Origin of the sequence: Mesorhizobium sp. M0522 (assembly GCF_040321085.1) — a bacterium.
Classification (GTDB): domain Bacteria; phylum Pseudomonadota; class Alphaproteobacteria; order Rhizobiales; family Rhizobiaceae; genus Mesorhizobium.
Window position 1 is genome coordinate 1 of the sequence record NZ_JAMYQW010000024.1, and the last position, 18,102, is coordinate 18,102.

Genomic DNA, 18,102 nt, shown 5'->3' on the forward strand with positions numbered 1-18,102 from the left:
TCGGCGGGTCCTGCCCCGCGTGGGAATTTTTGGGGGGGCGCCCTGGCGCTTTCCCGGTGCCTCGTCTAAACGTTGGCGGGGGGGCGCCGGGGGTACCCGGCGGGGCCCTTCGTGTATCGGAACGCCCAGTGTTTCGGGGCGCACCGAAACGCGTCACACGCACGATGACGAGGACCAGATGACGGTGAAGCCCCTCTACCGACGTGTCTTGCTGAAAGCGTCGGGCGAAGCGTTGATGGGCGAGCAGCATTTCGGCATCGACGTATCGGTGGTCGACCGCATCGCCGCCGACCTCGCCGAGGCCCGCGCATTGGGCATCGAAGTCGGTGTCGTCATAGGCGGCGGCAACATCTTCCGTGGCGTCGCGGTTGCGTCAAAAGGCGGAGACCGCGTCACCGGCGACCATATGGGCATGCTTGCCACGGTTATCAATTCGCTGGCGCTGCGCACCTCGCTCAACAAGATCGGCGTCGACGCCGTGGTGCTGTCGGCGATCGCCATGCCCGAGCTTTGCGAAAGTTTTTCGCAGCGTCAGGCGACCGCCTACATGAACCAGGGCAAGGTCGTCATCTTCGCCGGCGGCACCGGCAATCCGTTCTTCACCACCGATTCGGCTGCGGCCCTTCGCGCCGCCGAGATCGGCGCCGATGCTCTGTTCAAGGGCACCCAGGTCGATGGTGTCTATTCGGCTGATCCCAAGAAGGACCCGCATGCGACACGTTTCGAGCGGATCAGCCATGACGAAGTCATCAAACGCGGGCTTTCGATCATGGATACGGCGGCGATTGCACTTGCGCGCGAAAACAACATTCCGATAATCGTCTATTCGATCCACGAGAAGGGTGGCTTCGGCGATATCCTGAGGGGCGGCGGCCGTTGCACGGTTGTCGCAGACGATTGACCGGACCATGAACCCGAAAGGGACCGGTTGCGGATGAGGCTCGAACAGGGCCTAAGCAGTGAACCCGGGTTAACGGGTCGAGGAGACGATGATGAGTGGCGAGTACGACGATCTCAAACGGCGCATGGACGGGGCGATCGCCGCGTTCAAGCATGATCTGGCTTCGCTGCGCACCGGCCGCGCGTCGAGCAACCTGCTCGATGCCGTCCAGGTGCAGGCCTATGGCACCACCATGCCGATCAACCAGGTGGCAACAGTGTCGGTGCCGGAACCGCGCATGATTTCGGTTTCGGTCTGGGACAAGTCGATGGTCAGCGCAGTCGACCGCGCCATCCGTGAAGCCAATCTCGGCTTCAATCCTATCGTCGACGGTACCAATCTCAGGATTCCGCTGCCCGAGCTCAACGAACAGCGCCGCAAGGAGCTGGTCAAGATCTCGCACGGTTATGCCGAGAATGCCCGCGTCGCCGCACGCCACGTTCGCCGGGACGGCATGGACTTTCTGAAAAAGGCGGAAAAGGACGGCGACATCAGTGAGGACGACCATCGCAAACGGGCCGACCAGGTTCAGAAACTGACCGACGAGACAATCAGCACCATCGACCACCTGCTTTCCGACAAGGAAGCGGAAATCATGCAGGTCTAGGGTCTGGCCACGCCTGGCCCGGAAGCGAGAATATGGCAACGCCCGCGCATGTCGCGATCATCATGGACGGAAACGGACGCTGGGCCAAGGCGCGCGGCTTGCCGCGGCTGGCCGGTCACCGCGCCGGCGTTGAGGCGCTGCGCAAGACAGTGCGCGCCGCCCCCGGCCTAGGCATCTCCTTCCTGACCGTCTACGCTTTTTCGTCGGAAAACTGGTCACGGCCGAAATCCGAAGTCAGCGACCTCATGGGCCTGCTGAAGCTTTTCATCCGACGTGACCTTGCCGAGCTGCACCAGAGTGGGGTGCGGATCAGGGTCATCGGTGACAGGGCAGGGCTGCAGCCCGACATAAGGGGGCTGCTCGAGGAAGCCGAAACGCTCACTCTCAGCAACGAGGCGCTGACACTGGTCATTGCCTTCAATTACGGCGGGCGCGACGAGATCGTGCGCACCGCGCGCAAGCTCGCAGCGGCGGTGGCGCGCGGTGAGATCGAGAGCGAGGCGATCACGGCCGATTCCTTTGCCAGCTCGCTCGATACAGAGGGCATTCCGGACCCGGAACTGGTCATCCGCACCAGCGGCGAGCTTCGGCTGTCCAACTTCCTGTTATGGCAGGCCGCCTATAGCGAACTCGTTTTCCTGCCTTGCTACTGGCCCGACTTCAGTCGCGAGCACCTGTCCGATGCACTGCGCGATTTCGCCGGCCGCGAGCGCCGCTTCGGCGGACTTGCCGCCCAAGATGTCGCCTCAGGCTGAGGAATGAGCAACCTCCAACTCCGGGTCATTTCGGCCGTCGTGCTTGCCATCGTCACGCTTGCCCTGACCTGGCTCGGCGGACTGTCCTTCCGGTTGCTTTGCGCTGCCACGGCGGCGGTCATCTTCTACGAGTGGACGCGGATGAGCCGCCCCGTTGCCCCGGCAGGTGCTGGTGCTACGGCAGGTCTCGGCTTTCTGCCCGAGGCGCTGATCGTGGTCTTTATTGGTGCCCTCGTCGCCGGCCTGCCTGCGTCTTTGCTGCTGCCGCTCGTCGCGGCTCTGGTTGCTGTCACTGCCGTCGCTTCTTCCATGCGCAGGGCAGGACCGTGGGAAGCATCCGGCCTTGCCTATGCGGCCGTGTCCGGCTTGTCGCTGGCCTTCTTGCGTGACGGCGACCATTCAGGGCTGCTGGCCATTCTGTTCCTATTCGCCGTGGTTTGGGCGACCGATATCTTTGCCTATTTCGTCGGCCGCTCCATCGGTGGTCCAAGGCTGGCGCCGTCGATCTCGCCGGGCAAGACGCGGAGCGGGGCGCTCGGTGGGGTGGTCGGCGGCGTAGTGGCCGGGCTGCTTCTGGCCGCCGTAGCCGGAACGGGCAACCTCGTCGTGCTTGGCGTGGTCGCACTGGTGCTTTCGATTGTCGCGCAGGCCGGCGACCTGTTCGAATCATGGGTCAAGCGACGCCACGGCCGTAAAGATTCCGGCACGCTGATACCCGGCCATGGCGGCATCATGGATCGGGTAGATGGGCTTGTCGCGGCGGCTTTCGCCCTATACGTCATCGGCTGGATTTCCGCGACCGCCGACCATCCGGCACAGGGGCTGTTTCCGGTTTGAACGGCATCGTCGGTGGGCCGACGCGGGGCTGCGTCATGGATTCGCCTGGATTGATGTCACAGTCGCGGCGTGATCTGTGCCGTGGATGAATTTGAGGGCATGAATTGAACGAGATTTTTCACGCGGTTTTCAGCACAGAGGGCTTTGTCCTCGGCACGCTGGTGCCTTTCCTGTTCGTGCTGACCGTGGTCGTTTTTGTCCACGAAATGGGCCATTACCTCGTCGGGCGTTGGTGCGGTATCGGCGCAAAAGCCTTTTCGATCGGTTTCGGCCCAGAGATCATCGGCTTCAACGATAGCCGCGGCACGCGCTGGAAGCTTTGCGCCATACCGCTCGGCGGCTACGTCAAGTTCGTCGGCGACATGAACGCGACGTCGAGCCAGCCCAGCTCGGAGGAGATCGAGGCGCTGAGCGACGAAGAACGCAAGGTTGCCTTCCACACGCAGCCGATCTGGAAGCGGGCGGCGACCGTCGTGGCGGGGCCGCTGTTCAACTTCCTGCTGACGATCGCCGTCTTTGCCGTGCTGTTTTCCGTCCATGGCCGGCCCGTGCTGGAGCCGATGGTGGCTGAGGTCACCGTCGGCAGTCCGGCCGCCGCGGCCGGCATCATGCCCGGCGACCGATTCGTCAGCGTCGACGGCAGCAAGGTCGAGACCTTTGCCGACGTCCAGCGTCTGGTCTCTGGCCGCGCCGGCGACAGCATCACCTTCGTCATGCTACGCGCCGGCAAGGAAATCACCGTCACGGCGACGCCGCGCTTGATGGAACAACAAGACGCACTGGGCAATAAGGTCCAGGTGGCCGTGATCGGCGTCGTCAACAACAAGGAACTCGGCCAGCCACGGCTGATCACCTATAGTCCGGCCGGGGCGGTCGGGGCAGCGGTCCAGGAAACCGGACACGTCATCCAGCGTACCGGCCAGTTCCTGCAACGTTTCGTTGTCGGCCGCGAGGACAAGTGCCAGCTGGGCGGCCCCATCAAGATCGCCAAGATGTCGGGTCAGGCGGCAAAGCTCGGCTTTGAATGGCTCGTGCAGCTTGTTGCATTCCTGTCAGTCGGGATAGGGATTCTCAACCTTTTGCCGATTCCCCCCCTCGACGGAGGGCATCTTCTGTTCTACGGCGTGGAGGCTGTCATCCGGCGGCCGGTGTCCGAACGCATGATGGAAATGGCTTACCGAAGCGGCCTCATATTGGTGCTCGGGTTCATGGGCTTTGTTTTCTGGAACGATCTGTTTGGGTGCTGAAATCATGAAGGAATTTGGCTTCGGCACGAGCAATGTTGAGACGCCGTTTACCATGCGTGGGGATATGCGTGACGCGAAAGCCACGCCGCAGGGTTAAGTAAATACAAATTAACCAGAAGCCTTGCGTGTAGGGAAAATCCGGTTAATACGGTAGGGGAAATTACCGCACGTCCGGTTTTCTCGCCGTGGGGACTTCGAGAAAAGGTACAAAAGCCCGATGAAGGCAGCATCCAAGTTTCTGAGCGCCGCGTCCGCGGTGGCTATGTCCGCCGCTCTGGTTGTACCAGCCGCGCTCGCAGTGCAGTTCGTTGCCACATCGGCCGCCGAGGCGGCTGTCGTCTCCAGAGTCGAAGTCACCGGCAATCAGCGTGTCGACGCGGACACCATCCGCAATTACGTGACGATCAAGCCCGGCAAGGCGTTTTCCAGTTCGGATATCGACGATGCGGTCAAGGCGCTGTTTGGCACCGGGCTGTTTTCGGATGTGCAGATCAACCAGGTCGGATCGACGCTGGTCATCAAGGTGTCCGAATACCAGGTCGTCAACCAGGTGCTGTTCCAGGGCAACAAGAAGCTCAAGGACAACGCGCTTGAGGCCGCGGTGCAATTGAAGCCGCGCGGCACCTTCTCGCAACAGCAGCTCGATGCCGATGTCGAGGCGGTCAAGGCCGCATACCGGCGTATCGGCCGCGACGATGCCGCCGTGACCACCCAGATCATGGATCTCGGCGACAACCGGGTAAACGTGGTCTTCAACATCAACGAAGGCGGCCGCACCCAGATCGCCGCGATCAATTTCGTCGGCAACAGCGCCTATTCGAGCCGCCGTCTGTCGGACATCATCTCCACCAAGCGCTCGTCCTTCCTGTCGTTCGTGCTGCGCGACGATGTTTATGACGAGGACAAGCTGCGCGCCGACCAGGAGCTGCTGCGCCGCTTCTATTATAATCACGGCTATGCCGACTTCCAGGTCGTCGCGGCTGTCGGCGAACTCGACGACACAACCAACAAATACACCGTCACCATCACGGTGCAGGAGGGCGAGCGTTATACGTTCGGGGATGTCAGCGTCGAAAGCACGATCCCCGAGGTCGACGCCAAGTCGCTTGAATCGGTGGTCGAGACCCACAAGGGCGATGTCTACAACGCCAAGAACGTCGAGGACACGATCATCGCCTTGACCGAAAAGGTCGCTGGATCCGGCTATGCCTTCGCCCAGGTGACGCCGCGCGGCGACCGCAACTTCGAGAACCACACGATCTCGGTCGTCTATACGGTCGATCAGGGGACCAAGGCCTATATCGAGCGCATCGAGATTCGCGGCAACGATCGGACGCGCGACTACGTCATTCGCCGCGAGTTCGATGTCAGCGAAGGCGATGCTTTCAATCAGGTGCTCATCCAGCGCGCGAAGAGGCGGCTGGAAGCGCTCGATTATTTTGAAAAAGTCGAAATTTCCACTGTTCCGGGTTCTGAGCCGGACCAGGTTGTGCTGGTGGTGGATGTGGTCGAGAAATCGACCGGTGAGTTCACGGTCGGCGCCGGTTATTCGAGCGGCGGTGAAACGTCAGGTCCGTCCGTCGAAGGCTCCATCAGTGAGCGCAACTTCCTCGGTCGAGGCCAATTCATCAAGGTGGCGGCGGGCGGTGGCAAGAACTCGCGCGACTACAGCTTCTCTTTCACCGAACCCTATTTCCTCGGACGCCGCATCGCGGCCGGCTTCGACATCTACAAACAGAGCCGAAACTACGACCATTACGACAGCGACACGACAGGCGCGACCGTTCGCTTCGGCCTGCCGATCACAGACAATATCTCGACGCAACTCGCTTATAATATTGCGCAAGAGAAGTACGAGTTCGACGAGGGCTGCGACCCATCGGCCGGTTGCGACGTGTCCCAGGCGATCCAAAACGGCGTTAACGAGAGCCCATGGCTCAAGTCTTCGGTCAGTCTCGGCCTGATCTACAATACGATCGACGACATGAAGAACCCGCATGATGGCATTTATGCCAATGTCGGCACCGAAGTGGCCGGCCTCGGCGGCGATGCCAAATTCATCAAGGTCACGGCGCGCGGCAGCATTTATCAGACGCTGTCCGAACAATTGGACCTGGTGGGCCTCATTTCGGGCGGCGCCGGCCATGTCCAAGGCTATGGCAACGGCGATCTGCGCGTCTTCGACCATTTCCAGAGCAGCGACCGTATGATCCGCGGTTTCGAATATGGCGGCATCGGCCCGGTTGCTTCGGACAACAGCAATGACCATCTCGGCGGCACCACCTACTTCAATGCCTCGGCGGAAGCGCAGTTCCCGCTGCCGGTCATCCCCGAAAGCTTCGGTTTGCGTGGCGCTGTGTTCGCCGATGCGGCAACGCTCTACGGCAGCAAAATCGCAAGTGGCCTTGTCAATTCTTCGACAACCGGCATGGAATGGCGCGCTTCCGTCGGTGTCGGTTTGATGTGGGCATCGCCTTTCGGCCCGATCCGCATCGACTATGCGATCCCGGTCAAGAAGGAAAAGACCGACGACGTGCAGGAATTCAACTTCGGCATATCGACCCGCTTCTGATGTGCGGGCAATGATGCTTCCGGCTCGTTTGGATCCGGATGGCAGTGATCCGACACTACAGCGCAGCGCGTCCTATCGGACGCGCAAAGGACGGTGTAGCACTTTGATTTGCGCATGATCCTTTCCGAGGGTCGATTTCCGATTTTCGGGTCATGCGCTAGCTGGATATTGCTTCTGGAATGACCGATCCGGTGTTCTTCGCGCCCTCACGCCGGTATACGGCCGGCGAAGTCGCGAATCTGACTGGCTCGACGCTTGTTGATTCCGGTCTCTCCGATGTATCGATCGAGGCTCTGGCGCCCGCCAACGAAGGCGGCGAGAACGCCCTTGTCTTCGTCGATGGCAGGCGCAATTTCGCCCTGATGCAGTCACTGCGGGCGGCGGCGGTTCTCTGCCCTGCCGAATTTGCCGGCAAGGCGCCGGCGGGCATCGCGGTGCTGGTGCATCCGCGCCCGCAGCAGGCCTTCGCAATGGTCGGGCGTCTGCTTTTTCCGGCGGCTGCAACGCCTGGACCGATGACCGGCGAAACCGGTATCTCGCCGCATGCCCATATCGATGCGACCGCCCATGTCGAGGCCGGCGCGATCATCGAAGCGGGTGCGATCATCGGACCTCGCGCTGCCATCGGCAGCGGGACCGTCATTGCCCCGCATGCGGTCATCGGTCCGTCTTCGCAGATTGGCCGCGACGGCTATGTCGGTCCAGGTGCCAGCGTGCAATATGCGTTGATTGGCAATCGCGTCATCATCCATGGCGGTGCCAGGATCGGCCAGGATGGCTTCGGTTTCGTGGCCGGCGCCAAGGGTCCGGAGCGGGTTCCGCAGATCGGCCGCGTCATCATCCAGGACGACGTCGAGATCGGGTCGAATACGACCGTCGATCGCGGCGCCATGTCCGACACGATCATCGGCCAGGGCACCAAGATCGACAATCTGGTGCAGATCGCGCACAACGTTCGCATCGGCCGCAATTGCATAATAGCCGGGCTTTCGGGTATTTCCGGTTCCGTGACGGTAGGCGACAACGTCACCATGGGTGGCGGTGTCGGCCTTGCGGATCATTTGACCATCGGGTCCGGGGCCAAGCTTGCGGCAAGAAGCGGGTTTATGAGCAATGTGCCTGCCGGTGAGATTTGGGGAGGATATCCGGCGCAGCCGATGGCGGAAGCCATGCGCGAGATAGCGGCCTTGCGCAGACTTGCACGGACGCGCAAACAGGGTGAGGGGGGAAATGGCTGACATCGCAGCGGCGACGCTCGAAGCGGTTGACATAATGCGGCTGATGAAGCTCCTGCCGCACCGCTATCCGTTCTTGATGATCGACCGTATTGTCGACATAGATGGCGACGAATCCGCCATCGGCATCAAGAACGTCACCATAAACGAGCCGCATTTCCAAGGTCATTTCCCCGACCAGCCGGTCATGCCCGGCGTGCTGATCATCGAGGCGATGGCGCAGACGGCCGGCGCCATCTGCATCCGCAGCCTTGGTACGGAAAAGCCGTCGCTGGTTTATTTCCTGACCATCGACAATGCCAAGTTCCGCAAGCCGGTCGTTCCAGGCGACCAGCTGAAAATTCATGTGAAGAAAATCAAGAAACGCGGCAATCTTCTCAAATTCGCTTGCGAGGCCCTCGTCGATGGCGCCAAGGCGGCGGAAGCCGAGATATCGGCGATGATGGTCGCAAGCGGCTGACAAACGAATGCTAATGAAAATCCAGACAGTCATCCATCCATCCTCGGTCATCGAGGCAGGCGCCCAAATCGGCGAAGGCGCCCGCATCGGGCCCTTCTGTCACGTCGGCCCCGACACCGTGATCGGCGACCGCGTCGAACTGGTCAGCCATGTCTCGGTGATTGGCGCGACCACCATCGGTGCATCGACCAAGGTCTATCCGATGGCGATACTGGGCGGGCCGCCGCAGAACACCAAGCACAAGGGCGGCCGTACCACGCTGGTGATCGGCGAGAACTGCACGATCCGCGAAGGTGTCACCATGCATGTCGGCACCGATTCCAGCCGCGGCGAGACGACGATCGGCAACAACGGCAATTTCCTTGCCTATGCCCATATTGCCCATGACTGCGTGGTCGGCAAGAACGCCACCTTCGCCAATCAAGCGACGTTAGGCGGGCATTGCGAAGTCGGTGACAATGTCTACATCGGCGGCCTTACCGCGGTTCATCAGTTTGTCCGCATCGGCGATAACGCCTTTCTCGGCGGTTGCTCGGCGATCGTCGGCGACGTCATTCCTTACGCCATCGCCGTTGGCAACCGTGCCAGCCTTCGCGGCCTCAACATCATTGGCCTGAAGCGCGCCGGCCTGCCGCGTTCGGAGATCCACTTGCTGCGCAAAGCCTACAAGACGATCTTCGATCGCTCCCGGACCGTCGGCGAGAACATCGAATTCGCCAAGGCGGAATTCGCCTCGTCGCCGACTGCCATGAAGATCGTCGACTTCATCGCCGGTCGCGGCAAGCGGCACTACGCCGTGCCGTCGCTCAAGGGTAGCGACGGCGACGATACCGATGATGAAGACTGAGGGCAGATGACGAAGATTGAGGCTGCCGGAAAGGGCCTTGATCTCGCGCCAGATGCCAAGGTCGGCATCATCGCCGGCGGCGGCAGTCTCCCGGTCGAAATTGCCCGAGCGCTCGCCCGGCAAGGCAAATTGCCCTTCGTCGTGATGGCGGCCGGCGAGGTCGATCGCATAGCCGATTTCGAGCCCTATGAGCAGGCAACCTTGAGGCTGGAAGACGTCGGCTCGCTGCTGCCGATCCTTAAGCGGCATCACGTTACGCATCTCGTAACCGCGGGTCATATCACGCGCCGCCCCAGGTTGAGCGCCATGCGCCTCAATTTGGGCCTGCTCGCGTGGCTACCCAGCCTCTTCGTCGGTGTAACCCGGGGGGACGATACGGTGCTGAAACTGTTCGTGCGCAGGATCGAGCGCAGCGGCATCAAGGTCGTCGGCGCTGACGAGATCGTGCCGGAGCTGGTCGCCGCCGAAGGCCTGCTGACCAAGGCGGCGCCACGCAGATCCGACTGGCGCGACATCAAGGCGGCGCACGCGGCGGCAAAAGCCATCGGCGCGCTGGATATCGGCCAAGCGGCTGTTGCGGTCGGCGGCCGCGCCATTGCGTTGGAAGGCGTCGAAGGCACCGACGGGCTGCTCGAGCGGACAAGGGAGTTGCGCGGGCACGGCAGGCTGGCCGGCGGGAGCCGCGGTGTTCTGGTCAAATGCGCCAAGCCCGGTCAGGAACTGCGTGCCGATCTGCCCTCCATCGGCCCGCTGACCGTCGAGGCGGCGCATGCCGCCGGACTGGCCGGCATTGCCGTCGAAGCCGGTCGCTCGCTGGTGCTCGAAGGTCCCGCCACCATCGGACGTGCCAATGCGCTCGGCCTGTTCGTGATTGGCCTGCCTGCGGAGCCGGCGCATGGCGAATGAGCGGCCGTTGAAGATAGCCGTCGTCGCCGGCGAGGAGTCCGGCGACCTACTTGGCGCCGACCTTGTGCAGGCGCTCAAGCGCATGACCGGGCGCGAAGTTCGGCTTGTCGGCATCGGCGGCCGCCATTTGCAGGCGCTCGGCCTGGCGCCATTGTTCGACGGCAGCGAGATCGCACTGATGGGGCTTAGCGCCATCCTGCGCGACCTGCCGCGCCTGATGCGGCGGATCGGCCAGACGGCAAACGCGATTGCCGGTGAAAAGCCCGATTGCCTTATCACCATCGACAGTCCGGATTTCTCGCTGCGCGTCGCCAAGAAGGTGCGTGCCGCCGATCCGACTATCCCGATCGTCCACTATGTCTGCCCGAGCGTGTGGGCGTGGCGGCCGGGCAGGGCGGCGGCGATGAAGCCATATGTCGATCACATTCTTTGCGTCCTGCCGTTCGAGGTGAAGGAACTCGCTCGCCTGGGCGGGCCGCCCGGCACCTATGTCGGGCATCGCCTTGCACACGATCCGGGCATAATCAGTGCCGCCAGGGCGCAGGCGCAGCCGCGTGACCTGTCCGCAGATCACGTCAAAACGTTGCTTGTACTGCCTGGTTCGCGTCGTGGTGAGGTGCGACGCATGGTCGGGCCGTTCGGCGAGACGGTGTCGATCCTGCGGGCGCGCGGGCACCGCTTGCGCCTGCTGTTGCCGACGGTGCCGCACGTCGCCGACCTGGTCAGGACCTCGGTCGCGAGCTGGGACGAGAAGCCGGAGATCATACTCGATGCCGAACGCAAATGGCAGGCCTTCGGCAAGGCCGATGCGGCGCTGATCGCATCGGGGACAGTATCGCTGGAACTGGCACTGGCGAGTGTGCCGATGATCTCCTGCTACCGGCTCGATCCGGTCATGCGCATGGCGCAGCCGCTGATCAAAGTATGGAGCGCAGCCTTGCCCAATCTCATTGCCGACCGGCCGGTTGTGCCGGAACACTACAATCAATATGTGCGGCCGCATTATCTGGCGCGGCAGTTGGAAGCGCTGTTCTCCGATACCGCCTACCGCACCTGGCAGAAGGACGGTTTTGCCGAAATCGCCAGGCGTATGGCAACCGACGAGCCGTCAGGCGAGATAGCCGCGGGTGTGGTGATGGGGATGGTGAGGAAGTGAGTGAATTGTGAATAGTGAATTGTGAATAGTGGTTTCTATGGACAGGGAGCGACGCTTCGCTACTCCCATTCACCATTCACCATTCACCATTCACCACCTTCACCGCTTCGCGATTGGCACGTAGTCCCGTTCCGGCGCGCCGGTATAGAGCTGGCGCGGGCGACCGATCTTCTGGTGCGGGTCCTCGATCATCTCCTTCCACTGCGCGATCCAGCCGACGGTGCGGGCGACCGCGAACAGCACGGTGAACATGGTGGTGGGAAAGCCCAGCGCCTTCAGCGTGATGCCGGAATAGAAATCGACGTTCGGATAGAGCTTCTTCTCGATGAAATAGGAATCGGTCAGTGCGATCCTTTCCAGCTCCATGGCGATGTCGAGCAGTGGATCGTCCTTGATGCCGAGCTCGCCCAGGACCTCGTGCGCGGTCTTCTGCATGATCTTGGCGCGCGGATCGTAATTCTTGTAAACGCGGTGGCCAAATCCCATCAATCGGAACGGATCGTTCTTATCCTTGGCGCGCGCAATGAATTCCGGGATGTGATCGACATGACCGATCTCGCCCAGCATGTTCAGGGCTGCCTCGTTGGCGCCGCCATGTGCGGGACCCCACAGGCAGGCGATGCCGGCAGCGATACAGGCAAAAGGATTGGCGCCCGACGAGCCGGCCAGGCGGACGGTCGAAGTCGAGGCGTTCTGTTCGTGATCGGCGTGCAGGATGAAGATGCGCTCCATCGCGCGGGCCAGCACCGGATTGATCTTGTATTCCTCGCAAGGCACGGCGAAGCACATATGCAGGAAATTGGCTGCGAAATTCAGCTCGTTCTTCGGGTAAATGAATGGCTGGCCGATGTGGTATTTATAGGCCATCGCCGCGATCGTCGGCATCTTGGCGATCAGCCGCATTGACGCGACCATGCGTTGATAGGGGTCCGAGATATCGGTGGAATCGTGATAGAAGGCCGACAGCGCGCCGACCACGCCGCACATCACCGCCATCGGATGCGCATCACGGCGGAAGCCGGTGAAAAAGCGCGACATCTGCTCATGCACCATGGTGTGGCGCGTCACCCGGTAGTCGAAATCGTCCTTCTGCGCCTTGGTCGGTAGTTCACCATAGAGCAAGAGATAGCAGACTTCGAGGAAGTCGCCGTGCTCGGCCAATTGGTCGATCGGGTAGCCGCGGTGCAAAAGAATGCCGGCATCGCCATCGATGAAGGTGATTTCCGATTCGCAGCTCGCCGTCGACGTAAAACCGGGATCGTAGGTAAAGACGCCGGCGGTGTTGTAGAGCGAACCGATGTCGATGACGTCAGGTCCTACCGAACCACTTCGTATCTTGAATTCATGGGTTTTGCCGCCGAGTTCCAGCTTGGCCGTCGATGCCTGGGTTTTGCCGCCAAATTCCATTTTTGTCGCAGGTTCGGTCATAGCAAACTCCTTTTTGTTTCCTCAGGCCGGCAAAGGCAAAATATCTGAACCCAACACGTCAAAAGCATCGGAATACGCACATTTGCGCCCGCAATTGAATCTGCGCGGCAGATTAGGCCAAGACCCAATGTTGCACTGCGAAACACACCTTTCAATGCCAATCTTCTTGGGCCAGTTTGCTAATCGATTTGATCAGCGATCCGCGCCAGGCTTTCCTCGCGGCCAAGCACGGCAAGCACATCAAAGACACCTGGCGAGGTACTTTTGCCGGTGAGCGCGGCGCGCAAAGGTTGGGCCACGGCGCCGAGTTTATGGCCGGCGGCCTGCGCATAGTCGCGGATCGCGGCTTCGGCTGAGGCGGCAGACCACTCCGAAACCGTGGCTAGTGCCGCATGAGCGCCCCGCAGGATCGTGCGCGCCTCACCGCTGAGCAGCGCCGCCGCCTTTTCGTCGACCGGCAGCGGCCGCTCGACGAAAAGGAATGCAGCCCCTTCAACAAGTTCGACCAGCGTCTTGGCGCGCTCCTTCAGGCCCGGCAAAGCGGCAAGCAGTTGCGCCCTGCGTCTGTCGTCGAGGCGCGCGGCGATTGCCGGGCCGCCTTCAAGATACGGCAGAGTGGCGACGAAGATGTCGAGCAGCGCCGCGTCGTTCATCCGGCGCATATGCACGCCGTTAAGCGCCTCGAGCTTGGCGAAGTCGAAACGGGCGGCGCCCTTGTTGACGTCGCCAATGTCGAACCATGCAATCATGTCGGCGATCGACATGATCTCATCGTCGCCGTGGCTCCAGCCAAGCCTCGCCAGATAGTTGAGCAGCGCATCCGGCAGGTAGCCCATGGCGCGATAGGCTTCGACGCCAAGCGCACCGTGCCGCTTCGACAGCTTGGCGCCGTCGGCACCGTGGATCAGCGGGATATGCGACATCGATGGCACCTCCCAGCCCATGGCCTGATAGATTACGGTCTGGCGTGCGGCGTTGGTCAAATGATCGTCGCCGCGGATGATGTGGGTGATGCCCATGTCGTGATCGTCGACGACGACGGCATGCATGTAGGTGGGATTGCCGTCCGAGCGCAGAATAATGAAATCGTCGAGATCCTTGTTGGGAAAGCGCACGTCGCCCTGGACGCGGTCATGCACCACCGTCTCGCCGTCTGTCGGCGCCTTGATGCGGATCGCCCCCTTGGCGCCGGGCGGCGCCTCCGACGGGTCGCGGTCGCGCCAGCGTCCATCATAGCGGGGAGGCAGCCCCTTGGCGCGTGCGCTCTCGCGCATTGCCTCTAGTTCGGCAGGCGTCGCATAACAATAATAGGCCTTGCCCATACGAACGAGCTCCTCGGCCACCTCGCGATGGCGCGGCGCACGCTCGAATTGCGACACCGGCTCGCCGTCCCATGTCAGGCCAAGCCAGGAAAGCCCGTCGAGAATGGCCGCGCTTGCCGCATCGGTGGAGCGCTCGCGGTCGGTGTCCTCGATGCGCAGCAGCATCGTGCCGCCTGTGTGCTTGGCATACAGCCAGTTGAACAGCGCCGTGCGCGCGCCGCCAATGTGCAGATAGCCGGTGGGCGAGGGGGCAAAACGGGTGACGACCTTATCGGGCATGGAACTCTCAGGCGGGCGAAGGAAGTGGGTTTGCGGACTTTCGCGCGTCGCGCGTTCATGTAGCATAGGAGGTCGAGGGCGCAAGGGGCAGACCCGATGGCTGTGCGAGGCCGTGGTGCGGGCGAGGGCGAGGACGTTGGCAGCGGCGTCAGCGAACGCTTGCTGTTTGCCGCACCCCCGCCTGTCCTGCCGGCACCGGCATTGCTACCCGCTCCGCGCTTCGATGCTCCGTCGCTGCCGGCCAGCGACCCAGCAACGGTTCTCGTGCCCGCGGGCGAGCCCATCGTACGCCTGCCCAGGCGTTTCCGCCTCCCGTCACCGTCCCGTATCCGCAACAGCATAACCTCGGCAGCCGGCCTGGAACTCGACCGCGGCATCGCCTTCCTGCTGGTGCCGGTGTTCCTCGCATGCGGGGTGGTCGTATATTTCGGGCTGTCGGTGGAGCCGGCCTTTCCACAGCCGATCGCAATCGCGCTCCTCGCGGCCCTTTGTGCCGTCGTCTCGCGGTCATGGCCCAGGACGCGCCTGTGCTTCATGGTGGCGCTGCTCTGCGCGCTTGGCGTACTTGCCGCCAAGTTCGAGACATGGCGTGTCGGAACGCATATGCTCGGTTCCGAAATCTCGACGCGGCTGACGGGTCGCGTCGTATCGTACGAGCCCATGGCGAGCGGCCGCATCAGGCTGACAATCGATGTGACCTCAACCGCCAGGCCGACACTGCGCTACATGCCGGAACGGGTCCGCGTTTCGGCGATGAAGATACCGGCTGAGCTGACCGCCGGTTCCGAGATCACCGGCTATGTGCGGCTGCTGCCGCCGACCGGCCCGGTGCGGCCCGACAGCTATGATTTCTCCTTCGACAGCTATTTCGCCGGTATCGGCGGCAGCGGCTTTTTTCTCGGCAATCCGAAAGTCGTGTCGTCGGGCAGCATGCCGCTTGGCGCGCAGCTTTCTTCCGCGATCGAAGACGCGCGCGAATCTATCGCCGACCATATCCGCAGCCGCATCGGCGGTGCCGAGGGCGAGATTGCTGCTGCGCTGATCGTCGGCGTGCGCGCCGGCATTCCCGAGGAGATCAACGAAGCGATGCGGCGCACCGGCATCTACCACATCATCTCCATCTCGGGGCTGCATATGGCGTTGGTCGCCGGCACCATCATGGCGCTGCTGCGGGGTGCCTTTGCGCTGTTTCCCGATTTCTCATCGCGACGGCCGGTCAAGAAATATGCCGCGGCCGCCGCGCTTTTTTCGATTGCGGCCTACCTCGTCTTTTCCGGCATTGTCGTGGCGGCCGAACGCAGCTTCATCATGCTGGCGGTGATGCTTATCGCCGTGCTGTTCGACCGGGCCGCGCTCACCATGCGCAACCTGGCGATCTCGGCCATCGCGGTCATCCTGGTGTCGCCGCACGAGGTGGTCGGTCCGAGTTTCCAGATGTCCTTCGCCGCGACGGCGGCCCTTGTCGGCGCCTATGCAGGCTGGTCCGATTACCGCGCCGGCAGGGCCACCACGCCGCTGCCGCGGCTGTCGCCGCTACGCTTTGCCACTCGAAAGGTCCTGCTGGGCATGTGCGGTCTGGCGATGACCTCGATCATTGCAGGGAGCGCCACGGCGCTTTTCGCCATATGGCATTTCCAGCGCGTGGCGCCGCTCAGCCTGTTCGCCAATCTGGCCATCATGCCCATCGTCTCACTGGTCGTCATGCCCTTCGCCGTTCTCAGCGCGCTGGCGATGCCGTTCGGTGCGGATGGCCCTTTCCTCTATGTCATGGGCAAGGGGCTGACGGCGATGATCGCCCTGTCCGGGTGGATCTCGGAGCGCTCGCCGATCGATGCGGTCGGGCTGATTTCGCTGAGATCCGTCCTTCTGGTGACGATCGCCCTCGTCATTGCCAGCATGGCGACGACCTGGTTGCGGCTGGCGGCACTTCCTTTTGCGCTCGCCGGCTTGCTGACGACAACGCAGACACGCATACCCGACGTATTGGTCTCGGAGGACGCACGGCTGGTCGCGCTGCCGATCGGCAGCGGTGAACTCGCGGTCAACCGGGCACGCCCGAATGAGTTCACCATCGACAACTGGAAACGCGCGCTCACATCAGAGGCTATCGTCGCGCCGGAAACACCTGGAAAGAACGACCCGCAATTCGACATTGCCGATCCGGCCGACCTACCGCCGGGCATGCCGTTCATTTGCACGGACGGCCTCTGCCTTGCCAGGCATCCATCCGGCGCGATCATCGCGCAAGCCAAGGACCGCGATACTGCGCGGCCAGCCTGCGCCTTTGCCAGCTTGATCGTCATCGACGACGCCACCGCCCATAACCCCTGCTACCACGACCGGCTGGTCCTCGTCGTCACCAAACGGCAACTGGCGCGCGCGGGAAGTGCCGCCGTCTACTTCGATCCACAAGCGGCAACGCGCGCCGAAATCCGTTTCGCGGTCGAAAAATCATACCGGCCCTGGCACGTGCAGCGGAAATTTTCACGCGCGGCACGGGGCCTGCCGCCATACCGCAGGGCCGACAACCCCAAAGCCGGCGCCAAGGGCGGAGCTCAGTAGCGGCGGATCAGTCCGACGAGCTTGCCCTGCACCTTGACCCTGTCTGGTCCGAAGATGCGCGTCTCGTAGGCCGGATTGGCGGCTTCCAGGGCGATCGAGGCGCCCTTGCGGCGGAACCGCTTCAGCGTCGCTTCCTCCTCGTCGACCAGTGCCACCACGATCTCACCGGGGCTCGCCGTATCGGCATTGCGGATGATCACCGTGTCGCCGTCGAAAATGCCGGCCTCGATCATCGAATCGCCTTTGACCTCGAGCGCATAATGCTCGCCGCCCATGATCATATCCGGCGGCACCGAAATCGAATGCGTCTGGTGCTGGATGGCGTCGATCGGCACACCGGCGGCGATGCGGCCCATCACCGGGATCGAAACGGCGGCGACGACATCGTCGTCATTGCCGGCTGCAGGGACGCGCGACGATGTCGGCTTGCCCTGCCGAGGGGCGCCTTGCCCAAGACTACCCTGGATGACACTCGGCGAGAACTTGCGTGCCGCATTGAGGCCGGGGGCGATCGAGTCAGGCAGGCGCAGCACCTCCAGCGCACGGGCCCGGTTGGGCAAACGGCGAATGAAGCCGCGCTCCTCCAGCGCCGTAATCAGCCGATGGATTCCCGATTTGGAAGCCAGGTCGAGCGCCTCCTTCATCTCGTCGAAGGAGGGCGGAATACCGCTTTCCTTCAACCTTTCGTGGATGAACATAAGCAGTTCGTGTTGTTTGCGTGTCAGCATAGCGACCCCCAACAGAATCAGAAAAACAAACCCAGAACAAACACTATCTGTTCCAGTTGTGTTCCGCAACTGTTTAAAGTTTAATGAATGCGTTAAGGCTTGGGAAACAAACCACGCCCCTACCGGAATGCCGCATTTTCACCGTCGCGAGCGTCATCCCCTTGATTCTGCTTTCGTTTGCGCCTTCTGGCTTCCCAGAAGGCAGCACTGACATCGGCCGT

At 62.3% G+C, this 18,102-nt stretch carries 15 protein-coding genes; 12 read left to right on the forward strand and 3 right to left on the reverse strand.

Annotated features, from left to right (window positions below; translation table 11 throughout):
- The first annotated feature begins 178 nt into the window (after positions 1 to 178).
- The 11 genes from pyrH (at position 179) to lpxB (ending at position 11,562) form a co-directional block, all read left to right on the forward strand.
- Positions 179 to 901 (forward strand): UMP kinase, encoded by a 723-nt coding sequence (gene pyrH, locus NKI58_RS22890; RefSeq protein WP_352785221.1) that lies wholly within the window; start codon positions 179 to 181, stop codon positions 899 to 901.
- A gap of 91 nt (positions 902 to 992) precedes the next feature.
- Entirely contained in the window at positions 993 to 1,547 is a 555-nt protein-coding gene (gene frr, locus NKI58_RS22895) for a ribosome recycling factor (RefSeq protein ID WP_084640965.1), read from the forward strand.
- A 32-nt stretch (positions 1,548 to 1,579) separates the two neighbouring features.
- On the forward strand, positions 1,580 to 2,302 hold the full coding sequence (locus NKI58_RS22900) for an isoprenyl transferase (protein ID WP_023674936.1): 723 nt from the start codon (positions 1,580 to 1,582) through the stop codon (positions 2,300 to 2,302).
- Positions 2,303 to 2,305: 3 nt separating this feature from the next.
- Positions 2,306 to 3,139 carry a phosphatidate cytidylyltransferase gene (locus NKI58_RS22905; RefSeq protein WP_023674937.1) on the forward strand — a complete coding sequence of 278 codons (834 nt, stop codon included), beginning with the start codon at positions 2,306 to 2,308 and terminating at the stop codon, positions 3,137 to 3,139.
- A 104-nt stretch (positions 3,140 to 3,243) separates the two neighbouring features.
- Positions 3,244 to 4,386 carry an RIP metalloprotease RseP gene (rseP, locus tag NKI58_RS22910; RefSeq protein WP_023674938.1) on the forward strand — a complete coding sequence of 381 codons (1,143 nt, stop codon included), beginning with the start codon at positions 3,244 to 3,246 and terminating at the stop codon, positions 4,384 to 4,386.
- Positions 4,387 to 4,603: 217 nt separating this feature from the next.
- Positions 4,604 to 6,958 carry an outer membrane protein assembly factor BamA gene (gene bamA / locus NKI58_RS22915; protein WP_352785216.1) on the forward strand — a complete coding sequence of 785 codons (2,355 nt, stop codon included), beginning with the start codon at positions 4,604 to 4,606 and terminating at the stop codon, positions 6,956 to 6,958.
- A 179-nt stretch (positions 6,959 to 7,137) separates the two neighbouring features.
- Entirely contained in the window at positions 7,138 to 8,196 is a 1,059-nt protein-coding gene (gene lpxD, locus NKI58_RS22920; protein ID WP_352448823.1) for a UDP-3-O-(3-hydroxymyristoyl)glucosamine N-acyltransferase, read from the forward strand.
- Positions 8,189 to 8,653: a 3-hydroxyacyl-ACP dehydratase FabZ gene (fabZ, locus tag NKI58_RS22925; protein WP_023674942.1), complete on the forward strand. Its 465-nt coding sequence runs from the start codon at positions 8,189 to 8,191 to the stop codon at positions 8,651 to 8,653. The genes lpxD and fabZ overlap by 8 nt, the downstream gene beginning before the upstream one ends.
- A gap of 13 nt (positions 8,654 to 8,666) precedes the next feature.
- Complete coding sequence (gene lpxA / locus NKI58_RS22930; RefSeq protein ID WP_023674943.1) at positions 8,667 to 9,500, forward strand: acyl-ACP--UDP-N-acetylglucosamine O-acyltransferase; 834 nt, start codon at positions 8,667 to 8,669, stop codon at positions 9,498 to 9,500.
- 6 nt (positions 9,501 to 9,506) lie between these two features.
- Positions 9,507 to 10,406 (forward strand): LpxI family protein, encoded by a 900-nt coding sequence (locus tag NKI58_RS22935; protein WP_023674944.1) that lies wholly within the window; start codon positions 9,507 to 9,509, stop codon positions 10,404 to 10,406.
- Positions 10,396 to 11,562 (forward strand): lipid-A-disaccharide synthase, encoded by a 1,167-nt coding sequence (gene lpxB / locus NKI58_RS22940; protein WP_023674945.1) that lies wholly within the window; start codon positions 10,396 to 10,398, stop codon positions 11,560 to 11,562. The genes NKI58_RS22935 and lpxB overlap by 11 nt, the downstream gene beginning before the upstream one ends.
- A gap of 99 nt (positions 11,563 to 11,661) precedes the next feature.
- Here lpxB and gltA read toward each other — a convergent pair whose 3' ends face one another.
- Positions 11,662 to 12,990, reverse strand: coding sequence for a citrate synthase (gene gltA / locus NKI58_RS22945; RefSeq protein WP_023674946.1), 1,329 nt, complete (start codon positions 12,988 to 12,990; stop codon positions 11,662 to 11,664).
- 179 nt (positions 12,991 to 13,169) lie between these two features.
- Positions 13,170 to 14,591 carry a glutamate--tRNA ligase gene (gene gltX / locus NKI58_RS22950; protein WP_352785208.1) on the reverse strand — a complete coding sequence of 474 codons (1,422 nt, stop codon included), beginning with the start codon at positions 14,589 to 14,591 and terminating at the stop codon, positions 13,170 to 13,172.
- 96 nt (positions 14,592 to 14,687) lie between these two features.
- Between gltX and NKI58_RS22955 the strand changes: the two genes are divergently transcribed.
- Positions 14,688 to 17,153, forward strand: coding sequence for a ComEC/Rec2 family competence protein (locus NKI58_RS22955; protein WP_352785205.1), 2,466 nt, complete (start codon positions 14,688 to 14,690; stop codon positions 17,151 to 17,153).
- Here NKI58_RS22955 and lexA read toward each other — a convergent pair.
- Positions 17,147 to 17,881 carry a transcriptional repressor LexA gene (lexA, locus tag NKI58_RS22960; RefSeq protein WP_023674949.1) on the reverse strand — a complete coding sequence of 245 codons (735 nt, stop codon included), beginning with the start codon at positions 17,879 to 17,881 and terminating at the stop codon, positions 17,147 to 17,149. The genes NKI58_RS22955 and lexA overlap by 7 nt on opposite strands.
- Between the last annotated feature and the right edge of the window lie 221 nt (positions 17,882 to 18,102).

Excerpts from the sequence above, each read along its gene's own strand:
- pyrH (WP_352785221.1), top strand. The coding sequence starts at position 179 with ATGACGGTGAAGCCCCTCTACCGACGTGTCTTGCTGAAAGCGTCGGGC.
- frr (WP_084640965.1), top strand. The coding sequence starts at position 993 with ATGAGTGGCGAGTACGACGATCTCAAACGGCGCATGGACGGGGCGATC.
- NKI58_RS22900 (WP_023674936.1), top strand. The coding sequence starts at position 1,580 with ATGGCAACGCCCGCGCATGTCGCGATCATCATGGACGGAAACGGACGC.
- NKI58_RS22905 (WP_023674937.1), top strand. The coding sequence starts at position 2,306 with ATGAGCAACCTCCAACTCCGGGTCATTTCGGCCGTCGTGCTTGCCATC.
- bamA (WP_352785216.1), top strand. The coding sequence starts at position 4,604 with ATGAAGGCAGCATCCAAGTTTCTGAGCGCCGCGTCCGCGGTGGCTATG.
- lpxD (WP_352448823.1), top strand. The coding sequence starts at position 7,138 with ATGACCGATCCGGTGTTCTTCGCGCCCTCACGCCGGTATACGGCCGGC.
- fabZ (WP_023674942.1), top strand. The coding sequence starts at position 8,189 with ATGGCTGACATCGCAGCGGCGACGCTCGAAGCGGTTGACATAATGCGG.
- lpxA (WP_023674943.1), top strand. The coding sequence starts at position 8,667 with ATGAAAATCCAGACAGTCATCCATCCATCCTCGGTCATCGAGGCAGGC.
- NKI58_RS22935 (WP_023674944.1), top strand. The coding sequence starts at position 9,507 with ATGACGAAGATTGAGGCTGCCGGAAAGGGCCTTGATCTCGCGCCAGAT.
- lpxB (WP_023674945.1), top strand. The coding sequence starts at position 10,396 with ATGGCGAATGAGCGGCCGTTGAAGATAGCCGTCGTCGCCGGCGAGGAG.
- gltA (WP_023674946.1), bottom strand. The coding sequence starts at position 12,990 with ATGACCGAACCTGCGACAAAAATGGAATTTGGCGGCAAAACCCAGGCA.
- gltX (WP_352785208.1), bottom strand. The coding sequence starts at position 14,591 with ATGCCCGATAAGGTCGTCACCCGTTTTGCCCCCTCGCCCACCGGCTAT.
- NKI58_RS22955 (WP_352785205.1), top strand. The coding sequence starts at position 14,688 with ATGGCTGTGCGAGGCCGTGGTGCGGGCGAGGGCGAGGACGTTGGCAGC.
- lexA (WP_023674949.1), bottom strand. The coding sequence starts at position 17,881 with ATGCTGACACGCAAACAACACGAACTGCTTATGTTCATCCACGAAAGG.